20 protein-coding genes and 1 pseudogene are annotated in these 20,099 nt (G+C 55.4%); 14 read left to right on the top strand and 7 right to left on the bottom strand.

Annotated features, from left to right (window positions below; genetic code table 11):
- Window positions 1–188: hypothetical protein (locus B0W55_RS05915; protein WP_256576201.1), on the top strand; the 188-nt coding region annotated here is incomplete at its 5' end.
- Between the two features lie 41 nt (window positions 189–229).
- Window positions 230–1,093, top strand: a complete 864-nt coding sequence (locus tag B0W55_RS05920) for an enoyl-CoA hydratase-related protein (RefSeq protein ID WP_077045085.1) — start codon at window positions 230–232, stop codon at window positions 1,091–1,093.
- Between the two features lie 197 nt (window positions 1,094–1,290).
- Here the strand turns inward: B0W55_RS05920 and B0W55_RS05925 are convergent, their stop codons facing one another.
- Window positions 1,291–1,680 carry a tautomerase family protein gene (locus B0W55_RS05925; RefSeq protein ID WP_077045086.1) on the bottom strand — a complete coding sequence of 130 codons (390 nt, stop codon included), beginning with the start codon at window positions 1,678–1,680 and terminating at the stop codon, window positions 1,291–1,293.
- A gap of 124 nt (window positions 1,681–1,804) precedes the next feature.
- Here B0W55_RS05925 and B0W55_RS05930 point away from each other — a divergent pair, with 124 nt between their 5' ends.
- A complete protein-coding gene (locus tag B0W55_RS05930; protein ID WP_077045163.1) occupies window positions 1,805–2,746 on the top strand; it encodes a LysR family transcriptional regulator in 942 nt (313 codons plus the stop codon).
- Between the two features lie 161 nt (window positions 2,747–2,907).
- The gene (locus tag B0W55_RS05935) at window positions 2,908–3,432 is read left to right on the top strand and encodes a cupin domain-containing protein (RefSeq protein WP_077045087.1); all 525 of its coding nucleotides are present in this window, start codon (window positions 2,908–2,910) and stop codon (window positions 3,430–3,432) included.
- 217 nt (window positions 3,433–3,649) lie between these two features.
- Here the strand turns inward: B0W55_RS05935 and B0W55_RS05940 are convergent, their stop codons facing one another.
- Complete coding sequence (locus B0W55_RS05940) at window positions 3,650–4,084, bottom strand: phosphate-starvation-inducible PsiE family protein (protein ID WP_077045164.1); 435 nt, start codon at window positions 4,082–4,084, stop codon at window positions 3,650–3,652.
- A 192-nt stretch (window positions 4,085–4,276) separates the two neighbouring features.
- Entirely contained in the window at window positions 4,277–7,036 is a 2,760-nt protein-coding gene (locus B0W55_RS05945) for an ATP-dependent Clp protease ATP-binding subunit (protein ID WP_371807257.1), read from the bottom strand.
- Window positions 7,037–7,305: 269 nt separating this feature from the next.
- On the opposite strand from B0W55_RS05945, the pseudogene B0W55_RS31495 reads away from it, so the two are divergent.
- The 4 genes and pseudogenes from B0W55_RS31495 to B0W55_RS05965 all read left to right on the top strand — a co-directional run.
- Window positions 7,306–7,580, top strand: a pseudogene (locus B0W55_RS31495) (TolC family protein); the annotation flags it as partial.
- A 36-nt stretch (window positions 7,581–7,616) separates the two neighbouring features.
- Complete coding sequence (locus tag B0W55_RS05950) at window positions 7,617–8,159, top strand: redoxin domain-containing protein (protein ID WP_052193591.1); 543 nt, start codon at window positions 7,617–7,619, stop codon at window positions 8,157–8,159.
- A gap of 11 nt (window positions 8,160–8,170) precedes the next feature.
- The gene (locus B0W55_RS05955; RefSeq protein ID WP_077045089.1) at window positions 8,171–8,710 is read left to right on the top strand and encodes a DsbA family protein; all 540 of its coding nucleotides are present in this window, start codon (window positions 8,171–8,173) and stop codon (window positions 8,708–8,710) included.
- Window positions 8,711–9,123: 413 nt separating this feature from the next.
- Window positions 9,124–10,224, top strand: a complete 1,101-nt coding sequence (locus B0W55_RS05965) for a low temperature requirement protein A (RefSeq protein WP_077045091.1) — start codon at window positions 9,124–9,126, stop codon at window positions 10,222–10,224.
- Window positions 10,225–10,365: 141 nt separating this feature from the next.
- Here B0W55_RS05965 and B0W55_RS05970 read toward each other — a convergent pair whose 3' ends face one another.
- Window positions 10,366–11,181 carry a CmcJ/NvfI family oxidoreductase gene (locus tag B0W55_RS05970; protein WP_083743161.1) on the bottom strand — a complete coding sequence of 272 codons (816 nt, stop codon included), beginning with the start codon at window positions 11,179–11,181 and terminating at the stop codon, window positions 10,366–10,368.
- Between the two features lie 568 nt (window positions 11,182–11,749).
- On the opposite strand from B0W55_RS05970, the gene B0W55_RS05980 reads away from it, so the two are divergent.
- A complete protein-coding gene (locus tag B0W55_RS05980) occupies window positions 11,750–12,874 on the top strand; it encodes an alkene reductase (protein WP_077045093.1) in 1,125 nt (374 codons plus the stop codon).
- A 173-nt stretch (window positions 12,875–13,047) separates the two neighbouring features.
- Entirely contained in the window at window positions 13,048–13,353 is a 306-nt protein-coding gene (locus tag B0W55_RS05985; RefSeq protein ID WP_077045094.1) for a helix-turn-helix transcriptional regulator, read from the top strand.
- Window positions 13,354–13,449: 96 nt separating this feature from the next.
- Here B0W55_RS05985 and B0W55_RS05990 read toward each other — a convergent pair whose 3' ends face one another.
- Window positions 13,450–14,337 (bottom strand): LysR family transcriptional regulator, encoded by an 888-nt coding sequence (locus tag B0W55_RS05990; RefSeq protein WP_047530949.1) that lies wholly within the window; start codon window positions 14,335–14,337, stop codon window positions 13,450–13,452.
- 103 nt (window positions 14,338–14,440) lie between these two features.
- Between B0W55_RS05990 and B0W55_RS05995 the strand changes: the two genes are divergently transcribed.
- Window positions 14,441–15,439 (top strand): zinc-dependent alcohol dehydrogenase family protein, encoded by a 999-nt coding sequence (locus tag B0W55_RS05995; RefSeq protein ID WP_077045095.1) that lies wholly within the window; start codon window positions 14,441–14,443, stop codon window positions 15,437–15,439.
- Here the strand turns inward: B0W55_RS05995 and B0W55_RS06000 are convergent.
- The gene (locus tag B0W55_RS06000; protein WP_077045165.1) at window positions 15,436–15,738 is read right to left on the bottom strand and encodes a helix-turn-helix transcriptional regulator; all 303 of its coding nucleotides are present in this window, start codon (window positions 15,736–15,738) and stop codon (window positions 15,436–15,438) included. The genes B0W55_RS05995 and B0W55_RS06000 overlap by 4 nt on opposite strands.
- 86 nt (window positions 15,739–15,824) lie before the next feature.
- Between B0W55_RS06000 and B0W55_RS06005 the strand changes: the two genes are divergently transcribed.
- The 3 genes from B0W55_RS06005 to B0W55_RS06015 all read left to right on the top strand — a co-directional run bounded on the left by B0W55_RS06005 (window position 15,825) and on the right by B0W55_RS06015 (window position 18,429).
- Window positions 15,825–16,916, top strand: coding sequence for an NADH:flavin oxidoreductase/NADH oxidase (locus B0W55_RS06005; RefSeq protein ID WP_077045096.1), 1,092 nt, complete (start codon window positions 15,825–15,827; stop codon window positions 16,914–16,916).
- 189 nt (window positions 16,917–17,105) lie between these two features.
- On the top strand, window positions 17,106–17,399 hold the full coding sequence (locus B0W55_RS06010; RefSeq protein ID WP_077045097.1) for a putative quinol monooxygenase: 294 nt from the start codon (window positions 17,106–17,108) through the stop codon (window positions 17,397–17,399).
- A gap of 10 nt (window positions 17,400–17,409) precedes the next feature.
- A complete protein-coding gene (locus B0W55_RS06015) occupies window positions 17,410–18,429 on the top strand; it encodes a zinc-binding alcohol dehydrogenase family protein (protein ID WP_077045098.1) in 1,020 nt (339 codons plus the stop codon).
- Window positions 18,430–18,712: 283 nt separating this feature from the next.
- Here B0W55_RS06015 and B0W55_RS06025 read toward each other — a convergent pair whose 3' ends face one another.
- Window positions 18,713–20,020, bottom strand: coding sequence for an OprD family porin (locus B0W55_RS06025; protein WP_077045099.1), 1,308 nt, complete (start codon window positions 20,018–20,020; stop codon window positions 18,713–18,715).
- Between the last annotated feature and the right edge of the window lie 79 nt (window positions 20,021–20,099).

Consider the following 20,099-nt stretch of genomic DNA (forward strand, 5'->3'; position numbering starts at 1 on the left):
CTTTTCGCACCGCCGGCAACCCGATCAAGCTCAATGCCTACGCCGACATCGACGTCACCACGCCGGTGCGCGCCCCGGGCCTGGACGAACATCGCGAACGCATCCTTTCGCAACTGATGTCACCCACCGGCGATTACGCGCCCGCCGCCGGTACTTTCGACGAATCGCTGCTGCAAGAAGCTATTTGAAACCCTTTCAAAGCCTGCCCCTTTTTCCGGGAGAATGCTCCATGACTGCTGCAACCGTTCCAGCCATCCAAGACAAGAAATCGGCAACCACCAGCGTCAAACCCGCCACCGAAACCCGCAGCGCTCCAGCGCCGCGTTACGAATCGATCCTGGCCGAAAGGCGCGAACGCGTCGGGCTGATCACCCTGCACCGGCCCAAGAGCCTCAATGCCTTGAGCGTGGCCATGTCCCGCGAAGTGGTCGCGGCGCTGCACGCCTTCGATGCCGACGACAACATCGGCGCGATCGTCATCGCCGGCAGCCCACGGGCGTTTGCCGCTGGGGCGGACATCGAGGAAATGGCAGACAAGACCTTGGTCGAGCTGCAACAACACGACGTGTTCGCCGCGTGGTCGCAACTGCCCACCATCAGCAAACCGATCATCGCCGCCGTCAGCGGCTATGCCCTGGGGGGCGGTTGTGAACTGGCGATGATGTGCGATTTCATCATCGCCTCCGAAGATGCGCAGTTCGGTCAACCGGAAATCAAACTGGGCATCCTGCCTGGCATCGGCGGTTCTCAGCGCTTGACCCGCTCGGTGGGCAAGGCCCTGGCCATGGACATGATCCTCACCGGTCGCACCATCAACGCCGCTGAAGCCAAGGCTGTGGGCCTGGTGGCCCGGGTGGTGCCGCCGGCGGACCTGCTGCAAACCGCACTGGAAGCCGCCCACACCATCGCCGGCTACAACGCCCCGGCCGTGCGCATGGCCAAGGAAGCGGTCAACCGTGCACTGGAAGTGAGCCTGGCCGAAGGCATGCTGCACGAACGCCGACTGTTCCAGGCCGCGTTCGCCACCGATGGGCAAAAGGAAGGCATGCAGGCGTTTCTCGCCAAGCGAGCACCGGTTTTCCGCCATCGTTGAAGGGTTGACTGACGCACCGCCTTCGCGAGCAAGCCCGCTCCCACAGGGATCTGCAGCGTACAGAGGATTTTTGTACGACGAAGAACAACTGTGGGAGCGGGCTTGCTCGCGAAGGCGTCGGCAGCATCAACACCATCAAATCGAATATGAGCGGCGCGGGGGAGCGGTGATGCACCTGCCCCCGTTGCCCATGAGCATCAAAGCTCACCGGTCAAAAACTGCGCCCGGCCATGGCCGAAACTCCAGTCGGCATCTTCGTTGGTCACAATGGAAACCATCACGTCGCTCGGCTGTATATTGCAGTGGGTCTGTAACGCCTGAGTCAGCAGCTCATAGAACCTGACCTTCGACGCTTCACTGCGCGGTCGGCTGGTCACGCTGACAATGATCACGTCCCGGGTTCTCGGGATGTCCAGCCCGGTGTCCTGGACGATCATGCGCCCGGGCCGGTGCTCGTTGACGATCTGGTAACGGTCACGCTCCGGCACGTCAAACGCTTCGACCATCGCACCATGCGCCGCGTCCAGCAGGGCTTGCAGTTGGGCGTCGTCGCGGCCCTCCATCACATCGAACTTCATCAGAGGCATGTGGGAAATCTCCGGTATCAGGGGGATGCTGCATCGCAGCGGCAGACCCACACTAAGCCTTTGCTTTGTTCATGACGAGGTGCAAAAATCGAATTAATTGTTTGCCTACGAGAACAATCCCATCATGCCTAAAGTGGAAGTCGAACGACTCTGGACCCATGTGCACTGGCTGGCGATCCTGGAAGAGCAGGGGACTTATACCGCCGCAGCCATCCGGCTCGGGGTCAGCAAATCGGCGGTGAGCCAGCGCATCGTCGAGTTGGAAAAAGCCACCGGATTGAGCCTGGTCCAGCGCACCACCCGCAGCGTGCGCCTGACCGACGCGGGCAACGCCCTGGTGCGCGACGTGCGCAGCGCCTACGAACAAATCGCCCGCAGCTTTACCGACGTTCGCGATTCGGCCGGGGTCGCGAGGGGGTTGCTGCGACTGACCGCGCCCGTCGCCTTTGCTCGCCAGCAACTGGTGCCGGTGCTGGCCGGCTTCTTCAACGAATTCCCCGAAGTCCGCGTACAGCTCGACGTGTCCGACCAGATCTCCTCCATTGCGTCGGAAGGTTTTGACCTCGCCATTCGCCACAGCAACCAGATCCCCGACACCCACGTCGCCTGGAAACTGAGCCCGACACGCTCGGTATTGGTCGCCACCCGCAGTTACCTGGACGCCTTCGGCGAGCCGCAACATCCAGAAGAGCTCGTTGACCATAAGTGCCTCTATTACCCCAGAGGCAGTGACACCCCAGCCTGGGCATTCGAAGCGCCTGCCACCTCGCCAATGGCAGGAAAACGCCTGACAGTTCCGGTCAAAGGCCTGTTCGCCACCAACAACAGCGAAGCGCTGCGCGATGCGGCGTTGACCGATCTGGGCATCGCGCTGTTGCCGGATTTCAGCGCTCAAGCGGGGCTCAGGAACGGCACGCTGGTGCAGGTGCTGCCAGAGTGGAAATCGGTCGGAGCCTTCCCGGAGGACATCTACCTGGTGCGGCCTTATTCCACCCATGTGCCCAGAGCAGTGACGGTGTTTGTGGAGTATTTGCGCGGGCAGTTTGCGGGGGGATTCATGGAGTGACCAAGGCAGCTCTCATGCGCCGATTCCCGACGAATAAGCAGGGTAGAGAGGGCGCTTGCCATGGCCCTTATATATAGCTCTACTAAATAGACGTTTAGTATAGTTAATTGCTATTGATATTAAGTTTATCATTGTCATGGATAATCGATAGGGGCAGCAAAATGATCCGTCCCACATTCACATCCTCTCATTTGTCCAGGCATTCAATTATCGCGGCCCTCGACCTGCAACCGCACCAGGAAGGCGGTTACTACCGCAGAACCTTTCAAAGCGATCAACACCCAATGATCGCGACCCCGCAAGGTCACCGATATTTGATGACCTCGATCTACTATCTGCTGACCGAAGAATCGCCCATCGGGCATTTTCATCTCAACCAATCGGACATCCTGCATTACCACCAATTGGGCGACGCAATTCGCTACAGCCTGATCTATCCGGACGGCACGTTGAGAACTGTGGTGATGGGCAGTGACATTCTGGCGGGACAGCAATTGCAGCTGCATGTACCCGGTGGCGTCTGGAAAGCCTCGCAGCTGGAAAACGGATCGGCGGGATTTGGTTTGATCAGCGAAGCGGTGTCGCCAGGGTTTGATTATGCGGATTGTGAATTGGGGCGTAGAGAAAAGCTCTGGGTGGAATTTCCGGAGCATGTGGAGCTGATTGAGGGACTGACGCGTGACTGAGTTTTCGAGGGTGGTTTCTGGTGGTGAAAAGCACTGGGCCACCGGGGTGACTTTGTTACATCGCATTACGTGTAATGTATATTATGTTAAACGATGTGTCAGAGCGGAACCTTACGAGGTTGCTATCTACCTGTAACCGTCTCGCAACATAGAAATATCTCGCTGGCCTTGATGTTCTCTCGGTGGAAAATTGTTTGGCATCGCGAAGCCCTCGTAGCTATTCATCCTTGTCACTCTCTCGCAAGTCATCCTTATCACGCTCTCGTAAGAGCCAGCAGACGATGCCGAGCACCAGGGTCGCAAATCCTAGTGCGGCAATGGTGAGCGCAGGCGTAGCGGCAGAATCGAGAATAACGAACTTCCGGCTGAGCGCCAGCAAGGCGATCAACAGCACGGTGCGAACCTGAACGATGCTGTTGCGTCGTAGGGCCGGGCGCACAATCGAATGCTTAAACTCCAGGGCTATCAGCACGGTGAAGATTGAACCAAAGAGGGTCTGGAAAACATCGTGATCTAGAGGGTCAATCGCACCATCGATCACCAACGGCACAACCCTGCGACAGAGCTGCAGTAGCGCCATCAAAATCACAGACGCGATGATGAGACTGAGCGCAAGAACAACCAATTGTTCGAAACGTTCGTACGCATTCATCAGCGCCCACTGAAGTCTGAAATTTTTCAGCGTCGAGTTGCGCTCACGCCCTTCAGAATCAGGCTTTGGCACGATAACCCTCCACACTTGCGTCTTCAGTCTGCCGGGCTCATCCAGGCATTTGAGGATCCAGTAGATCATTGCACGTCGTGATCAACAGGCCCGCTCCCAGGTTACGTGAGTGTGTTGAGGCTAAGTTCCAGTCTCCGCAACAGGTGCCAGATCATCTGGCTGGTCTGGAGGACTACCCTTTTCGGCGGTCTTTGGCGCATCCACCTCCACCTTATTGAAGACCACTTCGCTGCGCTCCTTGTCGTAACCCAACTCAACGCTGTCGCCGGCTTGCAGCTTGTCAGCGAGCATTTCCTTCGCAAGCCGCGTTTCGACGGCCTGGCGAATCTGACGTTTCAACTCACGCGCGCCAAACTCAGGCTGATAACCAACATCCGCCAGATGATCGATGAGTGAGCCATCAATTTTCACTGTGATGTTCTGTGCAGCTGCGGTTCGAATGACCCGATCAAGCTGAATGCTCACAATCGATCGGATGTTGTCACGGGTAAGGGCATGGAACACGATGATGTCATCAATACGGTTAAGGAATTCGGGACGAAAATGCCCTTTCAGGACGCCCATTAATTCATCGCGTAACGCTTTATCCGTAAGGCGTTCATCTTCGGGGCGCTCAAGATTCTCCATGATCACGGGAGAGCCCAGATTGCTGGTGGCAATGATGATCGTATTGCTGAAGTCCACGACACGCCCCTTGCCGTCCGTGAGACGCCCATCGTCGAATACCTGCAGCAATACGTTGTTCACGTCGGGATGCGCCTTCTCGATCTCGTCGAGCAGGATCACACTGTAGGGTTTGCGGCGGACACGCTCTGTCAACTGCCCGCCTTCGTCGTATCCCACATAACCGGGTGGCGCACCGATCAACCGGGCAACCGCATGACGCTCCATGTACTCCGACATATCAATACGAATGATCGATTGCTCATCACCGAACACCGTTTCCGCCAACGCTTTGGCAAGTTCGGTTTTGCCGACACCCGTAGGGCCAAGAAAGAGAAACGTGGCAATCGGTCTGTTGGCCTGGCCAAGGCCGGCTCGAGACAAACGAACGGCATCGCTGACCGCGCGAACAGCATCTTCCTGCCCGACCAGCCGATCACGCAATGTGTCTTCCATATTCAACAGCTTTTGACGCTCCTCCTGCGTAAGTTCGGTCACAGGAATACCGGTGAGACGGGACAGCACTTCGGCAATCGACTCCAGGGTCACCTCAAGGGTTTCGGAACCTGTTTTGCGCTCCCAGGCTTCTGTTTCCTCTCCCAGTTGCGCTTGTTTTTGACCAATGCGCTCTTCGAAGCCTTTGGATTCATCAAAACGTTTACGGGAGGATGCATAGTCCTGCTCACGTTTAAGTTGGGTGATTTCGGCTTCCAGCTCCTGAATGCCAGCCGGCCTCGAGGAGGAACTGATTCGAACGCGGGCCGCTGCCTGATCGATCAGGTCAATGGCCTTATCCGGCAGATAGCGCGAGGTGATGTAACGATCCGACAGCTCTGCCGCCGCCACAAATGCTTCATCGGCGAATGTGACCTGATGGTGAGCCTCAAGCTTGTCGCGCAGCCCACGCAGAATAATGATGGTCTGTTCGACGGTGGGCTCGGCTATCAGCACAGGCTGAAAACGTCGTTCAAGCGCTGCGTCTTTTTCGATGTGCTTTTGATATTCATTGAGTGTCGTCGCACCGATCAAACTGAGCTCCCCGCGCGCCAATGCGGGTTTCAGCACGTTGGCAATGTCCAGGCCGCCCTCCTCACCACCCTGCCCCGCACCAACGATCGTATGTAACTCGTCGATGAACAGAATGAGCTCCGAGCTTTTTGCGGCGACTTCATCAAGCAGTTGCTTGGCTCGCTCCTCAAATTCACCACGATATTTGGAGCCTGCAACCATTGAGTTCAGATTGACTTCAACAAGCCGTCTGCCGCGCAAAATCTCAGGGACATCGCCCTTGACTATTCGTTGTGCAAGCCCTTCGACGATGGCTGTCTTACCGACGCCAGGTTCGCCGATAAGCACCGGATTGTTCTTTCTGCGCCGCGCCAGCACCTCGATGGTATTTTCGATTTCCTGTGCGCGCCCCAGTACGGGATCCAGTTTGCCCTCACGAGCCAGCGACGTCAGGTCGCGACCGAACTTGTCGAGTGTCGGTGTTCCCGTCGGGGTGTCGACTCGCCCATCCTCAGCGCCCTTACCCACTACCTTGACCACCTTCTGCCGCAAGGCTTCAGGCGTTACGCCGTATTTTTTAAGCAATGTCCCGGCAATACTTTCCGGGACAGAAGCAAGCCCGATCAACAAATGTTCGGGGCCTACGTACGAATGCCCTAAATCACGAGAGGCCTGGAATGCAAAATTGAACGCTTTCTTCAAGCGCGGAGAAATGGTCATCTGATCGACCGAAACCTCGGCAGTGCCCCTCTGCGCATGTTGATCGACGTAGCCTTTGATATCGTCCGGAGAAAGCTTCAGCTCCTTGAGCAAAGCCGCACCAACATCGGTATCCGCCAGCACGTACAACAGATGCTCGGTATCGAGATCGCTGCGGTTCAGCTCATGGGCTTTCTCTCCTGCGCGCTGCAGGATTTCGAGCGTCTGGGAACTGAATGCATCGGTTGCATCGACAGATTCTCGAGGCACTTGCGCAGAGAGCCTGAAGTCATCCGCCCCCTGCTCCATTGCTCCGCCCATACCGTCGAAAAAGCGAGAGACTCCCCCGCCCAACAGAGAGTCGAATGGGTTCAACATGCTTTGATGACGTATAAGTTGGCGGTAATCGTGGTCGCAAACGGACATTGTTCTGGCTTGGCCATTTTGCGATACGGTCACGCGCGCGACCGCTGGTCTCGCATTACATATTTCACAGAGAGTAGCCATGATGAGTTGTCTCCAAAGGTGGATAACACGAACTCATTCAGATGGATCTACTTCCCTGTAAACGATGCTCAAGAAGCTGAGACATGAGATCCGCATTACATTGAGCTTGTTCAGGAAGACGATTACGTTGGAGGGAATGGCTGTCACGACAGACGACGCCATCCAATCAAGATAGTCGGATCTCATCAAAACACGCTATGGGCGACCCAGGATACCGACGAACGACGTCTGATAATTTCATGGGCAACAGAACGAGCGCGCGGGGCCTTGCTGAGGAAACCGAAAACTCGTTCAGCGACTACGGCAAGCGATAACAACGACTATAGTCATTGGTGAGCCAGAGCGAATCCTGTCGCCGCTCTACCCTCCTGGCCCTCAATCAAATACCGCGAAAGCGCGGCGGACGTCGTCGTGCTTCTTGACGCGGAACGTGAACGTCTCGTTGCCGAAAACACTCAGGCTCAGGCTGAGATCGAGGCATCGTTGCCTTTATAAATCACTTGATGGTGGATGGAGTTATCCCGCCGGGCAAGTCGTATCCCCCTGAGTAGACCCCAACCACCTTTCTATCAGGGCTCAAGCAATGAACACCTCAGAATTGGATGATGCAAAAAAAACGAATGACGACCTGGCTCAGGGGCCGCTGTCTGCCGGCACTGTCGCGCCCGACTTCACGCTGTACGCGACTCCTGATCAGCAGCTATCGCTGCGCGAGCTAAAGGGAAATCCCGTGATTCTGGCGTTTTATCCCGCTGACTGGAGTGCGGTTTGTGGTGACCAGCTGACCTTGTACAACCAGTTGCTACCCACATTTAGAGAATACGGTGCGACGCTACTGGGTATTTCGGTTGACAGCGCCTGGTGTCATCAGGCCTTCGCCAAAGACCGGAATTTTCACTTCAGCCTGCTGGCCGATTTCGAGCCCAAAGGTGCTGTGGCGCGACAGTATGGAGCGTACGACTCCCCCTTGGGAGTTTGTAAGCGGGCACTGTTCGTGATTGACAAGGAGGGAGTGATCGCCTGGAGCTACATCTCACCAATGGCAATCAACCCTGGGGCGGACGGCATTCTGGACGCGCTGGATGCTCTGGCGAATTCGCCACAAAGCACGCTAACCAAAAATTAACAGGTGATCACATGGCCACTCTCAAAGTGCCGGTAAGTGCCAACGACCATCGCCAGGGAAATGCGCATGCCAAAGTCACCTTGGTGGAATTTGGCGACTATGAATGTCCCTACTGCGGTTTAGCGTATTGGGTCGTCAAAAAGCTACAGCAGCATTTTCGCGATGATCTGCTGTTCGTGTTCCGTAACTTTCCACTGACCACCGCGCACCCGCATGCGATGGCCGCAGCGGTCACCGCTGAGTATGCCGGGAGTCGAGGGTTCTTCTGGGAGGCTCACGACGAATTGTATGAAAATCAGGATCGATTGGGTCCGCCGCTGTATCGCGCCATTGTTCTAAAACACGGCCTTTCCAGCGAGGAACTCGACGTTGCCATGCGAGAGGACACTTACATCCCCAAAATACAATCCGACTTCAATGGCGGTGTACGCAGCGGCGTGAATGGCACCCCGGCGTTTTACATTGACGGGCTTCGCTATGACGGGGCTCCAGAGTTCACCGAAATGAGTCAGCTGATTGAGCTTCTGTTAGTGCGCGGACGAAATCGCTAGATAGCCACATCGGCCTGGCATCACCCACACCGTAGCCGAGGGCGAACGTGCCCCATTGCGCAGTGCACCAGGTGTGCATTCGATAATATTTCAATACGGGAGATTGAAGAACCCACGGTGCTGCCAGCGATAAGCATCGCTCATAAAGCAGCGGCACGAAAATTTCAGCCCAGCGAACCAAGGACATAAAAAATGGCGATGTTAATTTTTGACAATTCGGAAGATTCCATAGTCGAGGCCCGTGTCCTGGTCGAGACGCTGAATGAATGGTTGGCGGAACAGCAACCCAGTTGCCCGCTAAGGTCCGCCCGTGCGCAATGTTGCTATCGGCCCGATGGCACGCTGGATTCTGTATTGACCGTACTAACAGACGTGGTGGTGGATTAAAGAGGTGCACACGGAGCCAGCAGCGAATGAAATCTTTGAAGTATTATGAAAAGAATCGACACGCCACATGGTTAGAGTTGTTTTTTGACCTGATTTTTGTTGTTGCAATTGGCAAGGTTACGCATACTCTCGGACATCTTCATCACGGCCATTTTGAACAGGAGCAATTATGGACATTTTTACTGCTTTTTGTTCCATTATGGTGGATCTGGTCCAGCCACACGATTTACTCAAATAGGTTTGATACAGACAGTAATCTTCACCGCTTGGCAACTTTATTTTTAATGTTGCTGCTCATTGTGCTGTCTGCACGGATTGGGGAAGAATTGGAAGTCAACTATGCGCTTGTTATTGCCTGCTATTTTGGTATACGTGCCATCATCAGTATTATGTACATTTCGTCCATAAATAAATTCGATCATCGTAGCGAATTCTCCTTCAGGCTTGGCTTCGCCCTGTTAGTTAGCGCAGTTGTTAGTCTTTCATCCATTCTTTTTGACCCACCTATGCGTTACCTTGTCGCTTACATTGGGATTTTTCTTGACATTCTGCTCCCTTTGTTTTCTTGGGGTAAGCTAAAGCCATTGCCTGCACATACAGAACACTTGGTTGAACGACTAGGTTTACTCACCCTCATCTTATTGGGCGAGTCGGTAATTAGTCTTACTGGAGGGTTATCTGACATTCAATGGGATCGTTATAATGTGATGGCAGCAATCACCGGATTTATCATGATTTGCAGTATCTGGTGGATCTATTTTGATAGCTTTTACCTACTGAGCAAAAATGAAAGTAGTATGAGTGGACACTCCTTAATCTACTCGCACCTTTTTCTATTTATGGGGCTAGCACTTCTCGCAAATTTGATCAGGCATGCGATCCTGAATGACATTGCGATGCGCGATTTCCAGATTACGTCAATCATCGGCATGGCCTTATTTTTCTTAGGCAAGCAATATGGCTACTTCATAGCGGTACCTAAAATAAGGAAATACATACTACAAAACACCTTGATCGTGTTTTCTCTAGGTGGTTTGGTTATATTCCTACCCCGCGTCGAGTACATATTGGTCGGCCTGACAGCAACCATGATCTGTTATGTTTTACTAAACTTCCGGTATCGTTGAATCTTTAACGTTGGGCCATATCACGGGTGGATCAGCTATCCGCGCACATCAATACACCCCACCAACCAAAGCGGGTGGTCGCCTGGAAAGCACGGGGGGCAAACACCGCGCGGCGGGAGGCCCGCGCCAAGCGGCAAAAACCTAATCAAAGAAGGCCAGGGTCCGAACTTCGATACTCTCACGCGGCGGGGATCCCGGCGGCGTATTGGGGTCCTTGAAGGCGGTATGGGGCGTGAAGCGGGCACGGCCGTCGTGACGTGAGTCATACCCCTTGATCAGCAAGACTTCGTCACGGCGCATATCCGGAAAATAGTACCAGCGCTGTTGCGGATTGTAGGCCAGGTGGTAGATCTCACCGATACGATCCGGATAGACCAAATCGGTGGCCAGCAGGTCATTGGGGTCGAGCGTCGAGGCATCCAGCACCGCCAGCGGTGAGCGCTTGACGGGCCCGCTCATCGGGCGCCAGAGGTTAATCTGGGCCACCGACACCAGTGCGGCGGCCTGATCCTGGCCCAGCACGTCGCGAATACGCTCAGGCCCCGAGCGGTCTGTGTAGTCATTATGCACACGGCTGGCTGGCCCGCGAATATCCCGCCGCTCGGCGTCGCTGCGCCTGGTGTGGTCGAAGATGACGACCCGGCTCGCGCCCGTCAACTCCTTGATCAAGGCCCTGACCTCGTCATAGTAGACGCTTTCCACTGAGGTATCGTCGTAGAGATCGTCGACCACCGTATCCCGCCGATGGAGTTCAAACCCCTGCTTGTCCAGAGAAAGGCTGTCTGCTAACGGACGACCGTTGTGTATCGTGACCTCGCGCTCCTCCTGCTCAGCAAAGTAGTGCGGTTCACTGTTACCGGTCAGAGCCTCGGTATGCACATAGGGCTTCGTATCGTGCTTGACCAGGTAGGTGAGTTTTGTGATGACGCTAGCGGGCATATCAGTTGTGCACTTCAAGTAACGCCTCCCGGTCTGCTGACCGCATTCGGCGTGGTGTCACCGTGGCGGCGCTGTCGCTTGCCTGTAAACTGCCTCATCCTCGATCGTATGCCTTCCAAGGGACACTTTCAAATGCACCCCGAGGTGCATGGTCCCCGACCGGTAGAAAAGGACATACCTACCTCGGCACCGACGTGCAGCTTGACCAGTACTGGCGCGTCGGACTCCAGGCCCGCGCCTAGGGCGACTACTACATCGAAGTTCTGAACCAGCAGCGCAAATACGGTGGATATCCGGATGGAAGATCGCATCCCAACACATCATCTTTTGCGCAGCATTGATCAGTATCTCTATCTGAGCAACCTGCGATAGCTGACCAAATTGAGAAAGAAAAAACTAGATATTGACATATCTCGATATCACAAATAGTGTGAGTTCGAAGCCACCCCCCGTATCTCAGGAAGCGCCAAATGCAGAAGATGTGGGTGAACACCTCAACGAAGCGCCTTACGGTTTGCTCTGATCCCGTGGATCCGCATCCATTTAGCGTAATACATCGATATTTCTATATATGCAGGTAAATGAAATGACACAGTCCGCGCTCTTCAAAACCGCACAGCTGGGGCCCTACACCCTCAAGAATCGAATCGTTTTGCCACCACTTACCCGTTCGCGTAGCTCCCAGCCTGGCAACATTCCGAACGATCTCATGGCCACTTATTACCGCCAGCGTACTGGCGCGGGATTCATGGTGACCGAAGGCACCCAGATCGAGCCTCGTGGACAGGGTTATGCCTGGACTCCCGGCATTCACAGCGCCGAGCAGATTGAAGGCTGGCGCAAAATCACCGACGCCGTTCACGCCGAAGGGGGTGTGATCTTCGCTCAACTTTGGCATGTCGGCCGCGTGTCGCACATGTCCTTGCAGCCCGGCGGTGAAGCGCCGGTCGCGCCGTCAGCCATAAAGGCGGACAACGTCAAGGTATTCATCGAGACCGGCCCTGGCACGGGTGCACTGGCCGATCCATCGACCCCGCGCGCTCTTTCCACCGCAGAGGTGAAAGAACTGGTCCAGCTCTATGCACAGGCGGCCCGCAATGCCCTGGACGCTGGGTTCGATGGGGTGGAACTGCACTGCGCGAACGGCTACCTGGTGAACCAGTTCATTTCCGCCCACACAAACCAGCGTGATGATGAATATGGTGGCTCGTTGCAAAATCGACTGCGCTTCCTGCGCGAAATCACCCAGGCAGTTGCTGGCGTCGTTGGCAAGGAGCGTATGGGCGTTCGCTTCGCCCCGCTCTTCGCGACCACCGATGAAGATCGCGTCTACCTCGGCCTGGTCGAGAAAGATCCCCATCAAACCTATGTCGAAGCGGTGAAGATTCTCGAGGAAGTGGGTATCGCCTACCTGTCGCTCGCCGAGGCCGACTGGGAGAACGCACCCGATCTACCTGAGGCGTTCCGGGAAGATATTCGCAGTATCTTCAGCGGTAAGATTCTCTATGCCGGCAGGTACACCGCTGAACGCGGAAATCGTGTCATCCAGGCGGGTTGGGGGGATCTGATCGCGTTTGGTCGTCCTTTCATCGCCAACCCCGACCTGCCCGCCCGTATCGCCAACGACTGGCCGCTCAATCCGGTCGACCCGACAAGCATGTATGGCGGTACCGACAAGGGCTACACCGACTATCCGAGCTATCGCCCCTAAGCAATCCGCGCCGCGTCCCGGACTCCAGGGCGCGGCTTACGCTTGCTGACCGAGGAAGAGGAACATCTTGCCTGGCAACAAACGGACGCAGAGGCCACTTTGGGTGCCTTCCAATTCTCCGTGCGAACGACGAAGATATCGCAATATCGCGAAAAACAGGTATCGCCAACTTTATGAACATTGACATCAACGAAGCCCTGAAAGCCTTGGCGAACCCGACGCGCCTGGACATCCTCAATTGGCTCAAGGATCCCAGGACGAACTTTCCCGAGCAGGAAGTCGACCCGGAAACAGTAGGCGTGTGCGTCAGCATCATCCAGGAGCGCACGGGCCTTTCGCAGTCCACTACATCGCTTTACCTCACAACCCTGCAGCGCGCGCACCTGGTAACCTCGCAGCGGATAGGCCCTTGGACCTATTACAAACGTCACGACGAAAATATCAATGCCTTTTTCAAAGCGCTGCAAGAAAAGATCTAGGTCCAGGCTACCTGAGGACCGTTTACCGGCGGCGCCCAAAGCTTTCCCTTAACGAAAGCGCTTCAAAAGGTGGATTGTCGCCCATCAGCGCTCAGTTTAAACGGGGTGGGCCGCGACCCACTCTTTGAGATGAGCAACAAAACTGAGAACAGTCGGAGCGATGTTTTCTCTCGAAGGGTATACCGCATAGATTCCCACCGGCGGCTCAATGGCCCAATCGGAAAATGCCTCCACCAGTTTTCCTGAATCAAGATCATCTCGTATATGCCAGTCCATCAGCAGCGCTACTCCATGCCCATCTATTGCCATCTGGCGAACCACTTCCCCCAAACTGGATGAAAAACGGTTGCGTATTTTGCATGTTTTTTTAACGCCTCCTCGGGACATGGTCCAACTGGAATCTTTTCCGACGATGAGGCCGTCCAGCGTGGTTAAGTCTTTTGGAGAGGTAGGCATACCCTGTTTTTCCCAATATTGGGGGGCGGCGCAAATCAGACGTCGGGACGCAGAAATCCTCTGCGCGATCAGGGATGAATCGGCCATTACTCCGTGCCGAATCGCAAGGTCGGTACCATGGGCGGCCAAATCAACCAGTTGATCTGTCGGGTGTAAATCAACGATAACGCCAGGGTAGCGTTTGAGATAACTGCTCACGACGCTCGATAAATAACCTTGGGCAAATGTCGCGGAAGCGGTTATGCGTAGATGACCGGTAATTTCGGTCTTCTGGAAAAATCCTCGCTCCGCTTTTTCGACGCTTTCCAGGATGCTTAGTGCGTGTTGATAAAGCTTCTCACCGTCCGAAGTGGGACTTAGCTTGCGGGTGGTGCGGTTAAAAAGTCTCCGACCAACGCTGTCTTCAAGGGCCAGAAGACGCTTGCTTGCGCCTGCGGCAGTTATCCCCATGCGTTCGGACGCTGCGCGAATGGAACCCTCCTCGAAAACAGCAATAAACAACCGCAATTCATCAATGGAATCCAGCATTTATTACCAACCAAAAGGACCGAAAGATTCAATAATTCTAGCGTATTTATCCCATATTACTGATGATAAATTTGTTGGCCTATTGTTCCTCGGAGTTTAAGCCTTGAAAGCCATTGTGATAAATCAGCATGGTAACTCAGACCTTTTTGTAGAAATTAATACGGAAAACCCCGTTGCCCGCCCAGGTCATGTGATTATCGACGTGCGGGCGACAAGCGTGAATCCAGTGGACACGAAAATTCGTCGGGGCAGCGAAGGTACGGCCGGTCTGACTTTTCCGGCAATTCTTCACATCGATGTTTCAGGGGTGGTCAGCTCCGTTGGTGCTGGTGTGACCCGCTTTAACGTAGGCGATGAAGTCTATGGCTGTTTCGGCGGCATCGTGGGGATTCCCGGTGCGCTGGCAGATCAGATGGAGGCCGATGCTGAGATGCTTGCTCTAAAACCCAAGTCGCTCTCTTTTGGCGAAGCAGCCAGCTTGCCGCTCGTGGCAATTACGGCCTGGGAGGCGCTGATCGACCGAGCCTCGATCAAACCCAATGACAACGTCTTGGTGCATGGTGGCACCGGTGGTGTTGGGCACATAGGCATTCAATTGGCCAAGGTCCTGGGGGCCAGGGTTTCGACGACGGTTTCAACGCCAGAAAAAGCGGAAATTGCCCGTCAACTGGGCGCCGATGAGATTATTTTTTATAACAGCGAGACGCCCCAGGAATACAGTCAGCGAATCACCGAAGGAAAAGGATTCGATACGGTCTTCGATACCTTGGGCGGTGAGGTCTTACAAAACTCACTGAAAGCCGCGAAGCTTAAGGGCCATGTGGTCTCGATCATCGGTTACGACAGCTACGATCTGACCGAAATGCACTTTAAGGCATTGAGACTCGACTTTGTATTCATGGCTATTTCGATCATTCATAACGAAGGCCGCAAGCACCATGGCGAGATCCTGCAAAGACTGGCTGCCCTGGTTGATCGCGGCCTGGTTAAACCATTGATCGATGAGCGCCATGACTTCACTGCTGCGGGTGTCAGCGCGGCACATGATCGCCTTGAGTTAGGCCGTGCCATTGGCAAAGTCGTCATTGAGCGACAGGCTTAGTCGTGCTGGGACAGGATCGCTTCCAGCAGGCCCGGAAAACGGTTACTCAAGTCTTCTCTACGCAACGAGTTCATGTGGGTCGTGCCGATGGTCTGGGTTTGAACCAAGCCGGCATCTCGCAGCACCCGAAAATGATGGGACATGGTGGACTTAGCGCGGCCACCGTCCAGGTCGCCGCAGCTGGCCTCTCCCAGCTCGGCGAGGCGCCGAACAATCTCCAGGCGTACAGGGTCGCTCAAGGCGTAAAACAGACGCTCAAGAACGAATTCGCTGAGAGGAAGGTGTTTGAAGGGGCGCATGAGCGAATCATACACGGGTTTGCTCTAGGTCAATAGTTCGAATATTATCGAACAACAGTAATAGTATCCCTCGGAGAAAAAACCTGATGTCTGCACTGTTCCAACCTTTCACGCTCAAGGATGTCTCCCTTCGCAACCGGATCGCGATTCCCCCCATGTGCATGTACTCGGCCAATGATGGCCTGATCAACGATTGGCACACTGTGCACTATGCCACCCTCGCGCGTGGCGGGGCGGGACTGGTGGTTGTCGAGGCGACCGCCGTGTCACCCGAAGGACGGATCACGCCTGGCTGCGCTGGTATCTGGAATGATGAGCTCGCTCGTGCCTTCGTGCCGGTGGTGCAATCGATCAAGGCTGCCGGCGCAGTGCCAGGTATCCAGATTGCCCACGCGGGGCGCAAGGCCAGTGCGAACCGTCCTTGGGAAGGTGATGATCATATCGGCGAGGATGATTTGCGTGGCTGGCAGACCATCGCCCCGTCTGCTGTTGCCTTTGGCGCTCACCTCGCCAAGCAGCCGAAAGCCATGACGCTGGACGATATCGCCCGAGTGCGCGAGGATTTTGTCTCCGCCGCTCGCCGTGCACGTGAAGCCGGCTTCGAGTGGTTGGAGCTGCATTTCGCCCATGGCTATCTGGCCCAGTCATTCCTCTCTGAACACTCCAACCTTCGTGACGACGCCTATGGCGGAAATTTCGATAACCGTAGCCGCTTTCTGCTGGAAACACTGGCGGCGGTTCGCGAAGTATGGCCAGAGCACTTGCCGCTGACCGCTCGTCTGGGTGTCATCGAATACGACGGTCGGGATGAACAGACCTTGTCAGAGGCTATCGAACTGACACGTCGTTTCAAGGACGGTGGATTGGACTTACTCAGCGTCAGTATCGGGTTCACCATCCCTGAATCCAACATTCCTTGGGCCCCCGGTTTCATGGGCGAAGTTACCCAGCGGGTACGGCGCGAGGCGGGGATTGCGGTGGCCTCGGCATGGGGTTTCGGCACGCCGAGCGTCGCCGAAGAAGCGGTGAAGAGTGGTCAACTGGACCTGGCGATGATTGGTCGGGCGCACCTGGGCAATCCCAACTGGTCCTATTCAGCCGCCCAGGCGCTGGGTGTAGAGCGTGCTGCCTGGACCCTGCCCGCTCCCTATGCCCATTGGCTTGAACGCTACAGGTGATCCCGCCGGAGCGAGGGCGCTCGCATGGCCTTAGGGCTATCAACTTGGTCGAATGCCCAAGCGGGCAAGATTGTTGTCGCGCTCTCACCCGGATTCAGGTTTTTGGCCGCATGGCCGGCATGGACATCTTCGATACTCCGTGCCAGCCAATGCGCTCCCTCTTTATATCGCACACAGACAGGAGGTTTGATGACCACCCCTCTGACACTGATTGCCACCTTGGTCGCCAAGGCCGGCTTCGAAGCCGAGCTCGAGCAAACGCTGCAGGGCCTGCAAAGCCCAAGCCGAGGCGAAGCGGACTGTATCCAGTACGACTTCCATCGTGATGCCGAGCAGGCTCGCACTTTCCACATGATCGAGCAGTGGCGGGACGAAGCGGCGCTGACTGCTCACGAAGCGACACCGCATTTTCAGGCAGCGCTCCCTTTCATCGAACGTGCTGCTGAAAAGCTCACCATCACGAAAATGTATCGCATCTCCTGAGGATCTTCGAATGAAAGCCATTGCACACTTCAAATGCCTGCCTATTGAACATCCCGACGCCTTGGTGGAGATCGATATTCCCGAGCCAGTGCCGGGGCCGCGCGACTTGCTCGTAGAGGTAAAGGCCGTCTCGGTCAATCCTGTCGATACCAAGGTGCGGCAGGGCTACGTACCGCACGAGGACGAAAGCCAGCCGCGCATCCTCGGTTGGGACGCTGCTGGCGTGGTCAAGTCGGTCGGCAGCGACGTGACGCTATTCAAGCCCGGTGACAGGGTCTGGTACGCCGGATCGCTGATCCGCCCGGGCAGCAACAGTGAGCTGCAACTGGTGGACGAGCGTATCGTCGGCTCAATGCCCCAGTCGCTGGATTTCAGCAAGGCTGCGGCATTGCCACTGACTTCCTTGACCGCTTGGGAATTACTGTTTGATCGCCTCGGTGTTGCACGCGATACCACCGACAGGGGCGAAACGCTGCTGATCATCGGCGCTGCAGGCGGGGTGGGTTCAATCCTGACTCAGCTGGCGCGTCAGCTAACCGGGTTGACGATCATTGGTACGGCTTCGCGCCCTGAAACCCAGACCTGGGTCACCGAGCTTGGTGCGCATCATGTCATCGACCATACCAAGCCACTCAGCGAGGAGCTCAAGCGCATCGGTATCGCACAAGTCAGCCATGTCGCTAGCCTGACCCAGACCGATCGGCACTACGAGCAAATCATCGAATCACTGAAGCCTCAGGGCAAGCTGGGCCTGATCGATGACCCGGCCACGCTGGACGCCGTACCGCTCAAGCGCAAGAGCCTGTCGTTGCACTGGGAGCTGATGTACACCCGCTCGCTTTACGAGACAGAGGACATGCAGGAGCAGCACAACATCCTCAACGAAGTTTCGCGGCGCATTGATGCGGGTGACTTGCGCACCACCGTTGGCGACAACTACGGGCGCATCACCGCAGAAAATCTTCGTCGTGCCCATGCTCTGCTGGAAAGCGGCAAGGCGAAGGGTAAGGTCGTGCTGGAAGGCTTCTAAGAGGGTGTAGACAAACCCGCCGCCCCATTCGTTTTAATGCGATTTGACCATGCCACACTACAAGGCTGATCGCGGATGGGCTGGCTGGGGCAACGTCTTGGGCTGCGGGCCAAAATTCTGCTGTTATTGGCGGAGGGATTAACGCCCAAAGAGGTCAGCCATCAGTTCCAGGTCTCAGCGCCCGCAGCGCTTGCCAAACTCTTCAAGTGGAACAAGACGACTGAATCCATCATTAGCTCTGTAAACAAAAACAAAGCTGGGAATTAACCGCTCATGACAATAGTTAGAGAAGCGGAATGCTATAGGTCACAAAAATACGATTCTGATCTACGTTACGAGATGCTTCGCTGTTGGACTTGCCGTTACGCCAGCCGAACCCGACGCCTTTTAGCGCTCCCGACTGAAGGACGTAGTCCAGGCTAATGTCTCTTTCCCATTCCTTTTGGTTGGCGCCTGACGTCGTTTTAATGTTATCGCCAGAGAGGTACATGACCGAGCCTTTTAGGCCAGGGACGCCCAGAGCGGCGAAGTCGTAAGCATACTGACCGAAAGCTGTGCGCTCGCCTGCGCGGGTGAAAGTTTGGATAAAGCGGTCTGTATACAGATACAGGCTTGCTCCACCGGCGCCCTTGTTTGGCAGGCTACCTTGACTGAGTTGAGTGAAGTTGCTGCCATCCGACACACTTTGGTACCCCGCAGTAATTGCGTGGCCACCCAGTGTGTAAATCAACGCGGCACTCCAGGTACGGTTATCGATTTCTCCATCACCGTTTTTGGTGTAGCCACTCATTCTGTAGCCTGACGTACCGGAGCTATTTGCACCTGACGAGTCAGTTTTGAAGTAGCGCAGGTCGGTTTTGAGGGACTGATTGTCCGAGATGGCAAGGGTGTGAATCAATCCCAAAAAATGCTGCGTATAGTAGTTATCGAGGCCGGCGTAGTAGTACTGAGCTGTCAGATCCTTGGTGACTTTCCAATCGCCCCCGGCGAAGTCAAACTGATTGCTTTCACGCGTACCACCAGTAACGGCCAGCCCCGTCTGATCGCTCGAGCCACGTCCTGTTGCATGTTCAATCCGACCTCCAGTCAAGGTCAGGCGATCGAGCTCGCTCGAGGTGATTTGAACGCCCTCGAAGGTTTGCGGAAGCACGCGCCCATCGTTGGCGACCAGAATGGGGAGTTTCGGAATCAAGGTGCCGTAGCGAAGTTCAGTTTTCGACATTTTGACTTTTCCGGTCAGCCCCAGCCTGCTCCACTCGTCGACGGCACGGTTGTCACTGTCAGAAGGCATCATGCTGCTGCCGACATGCCGTCCTTTGCCGCTGTCCAGGTTAACCCCCAGCAACCCCAGGCCATCGACACCAAAGCCAACCATGCCGTCGGTATAGCCCGATTTGAAGTCCAGCATGAAACCCTGCGCCCATTCTTCGGTTTTAGAAGGGGCGGCAACGCCATCGCGGTTGTCGTTATTGAAGTAGAAGTTTCTCATTCCCAAGGTGGCATTGCTATCACTCAGGAAGTCAGCATGCGCCTGGACACTCAGGGTGATACTAAGAAACACCGAACTTGCAGTTATTGTTTTTCCACTCATTTATATAGCGCTCCATTTGTTATTTTGAAGTAATAGAAGCAACGCAAAATTTTCCAGGTGCGCGTTTTTTTATTCTTAA

The sequence above is a fragment of the Pseudomonas sp. KK4 genome (genome assembly GCF_001984065.1).
GTDB lineage: Bacteria > Pseudomonadota > Gammaproteobacteria > Pseudomonadales > Pseudomonadaceae > Aquipseudomonas.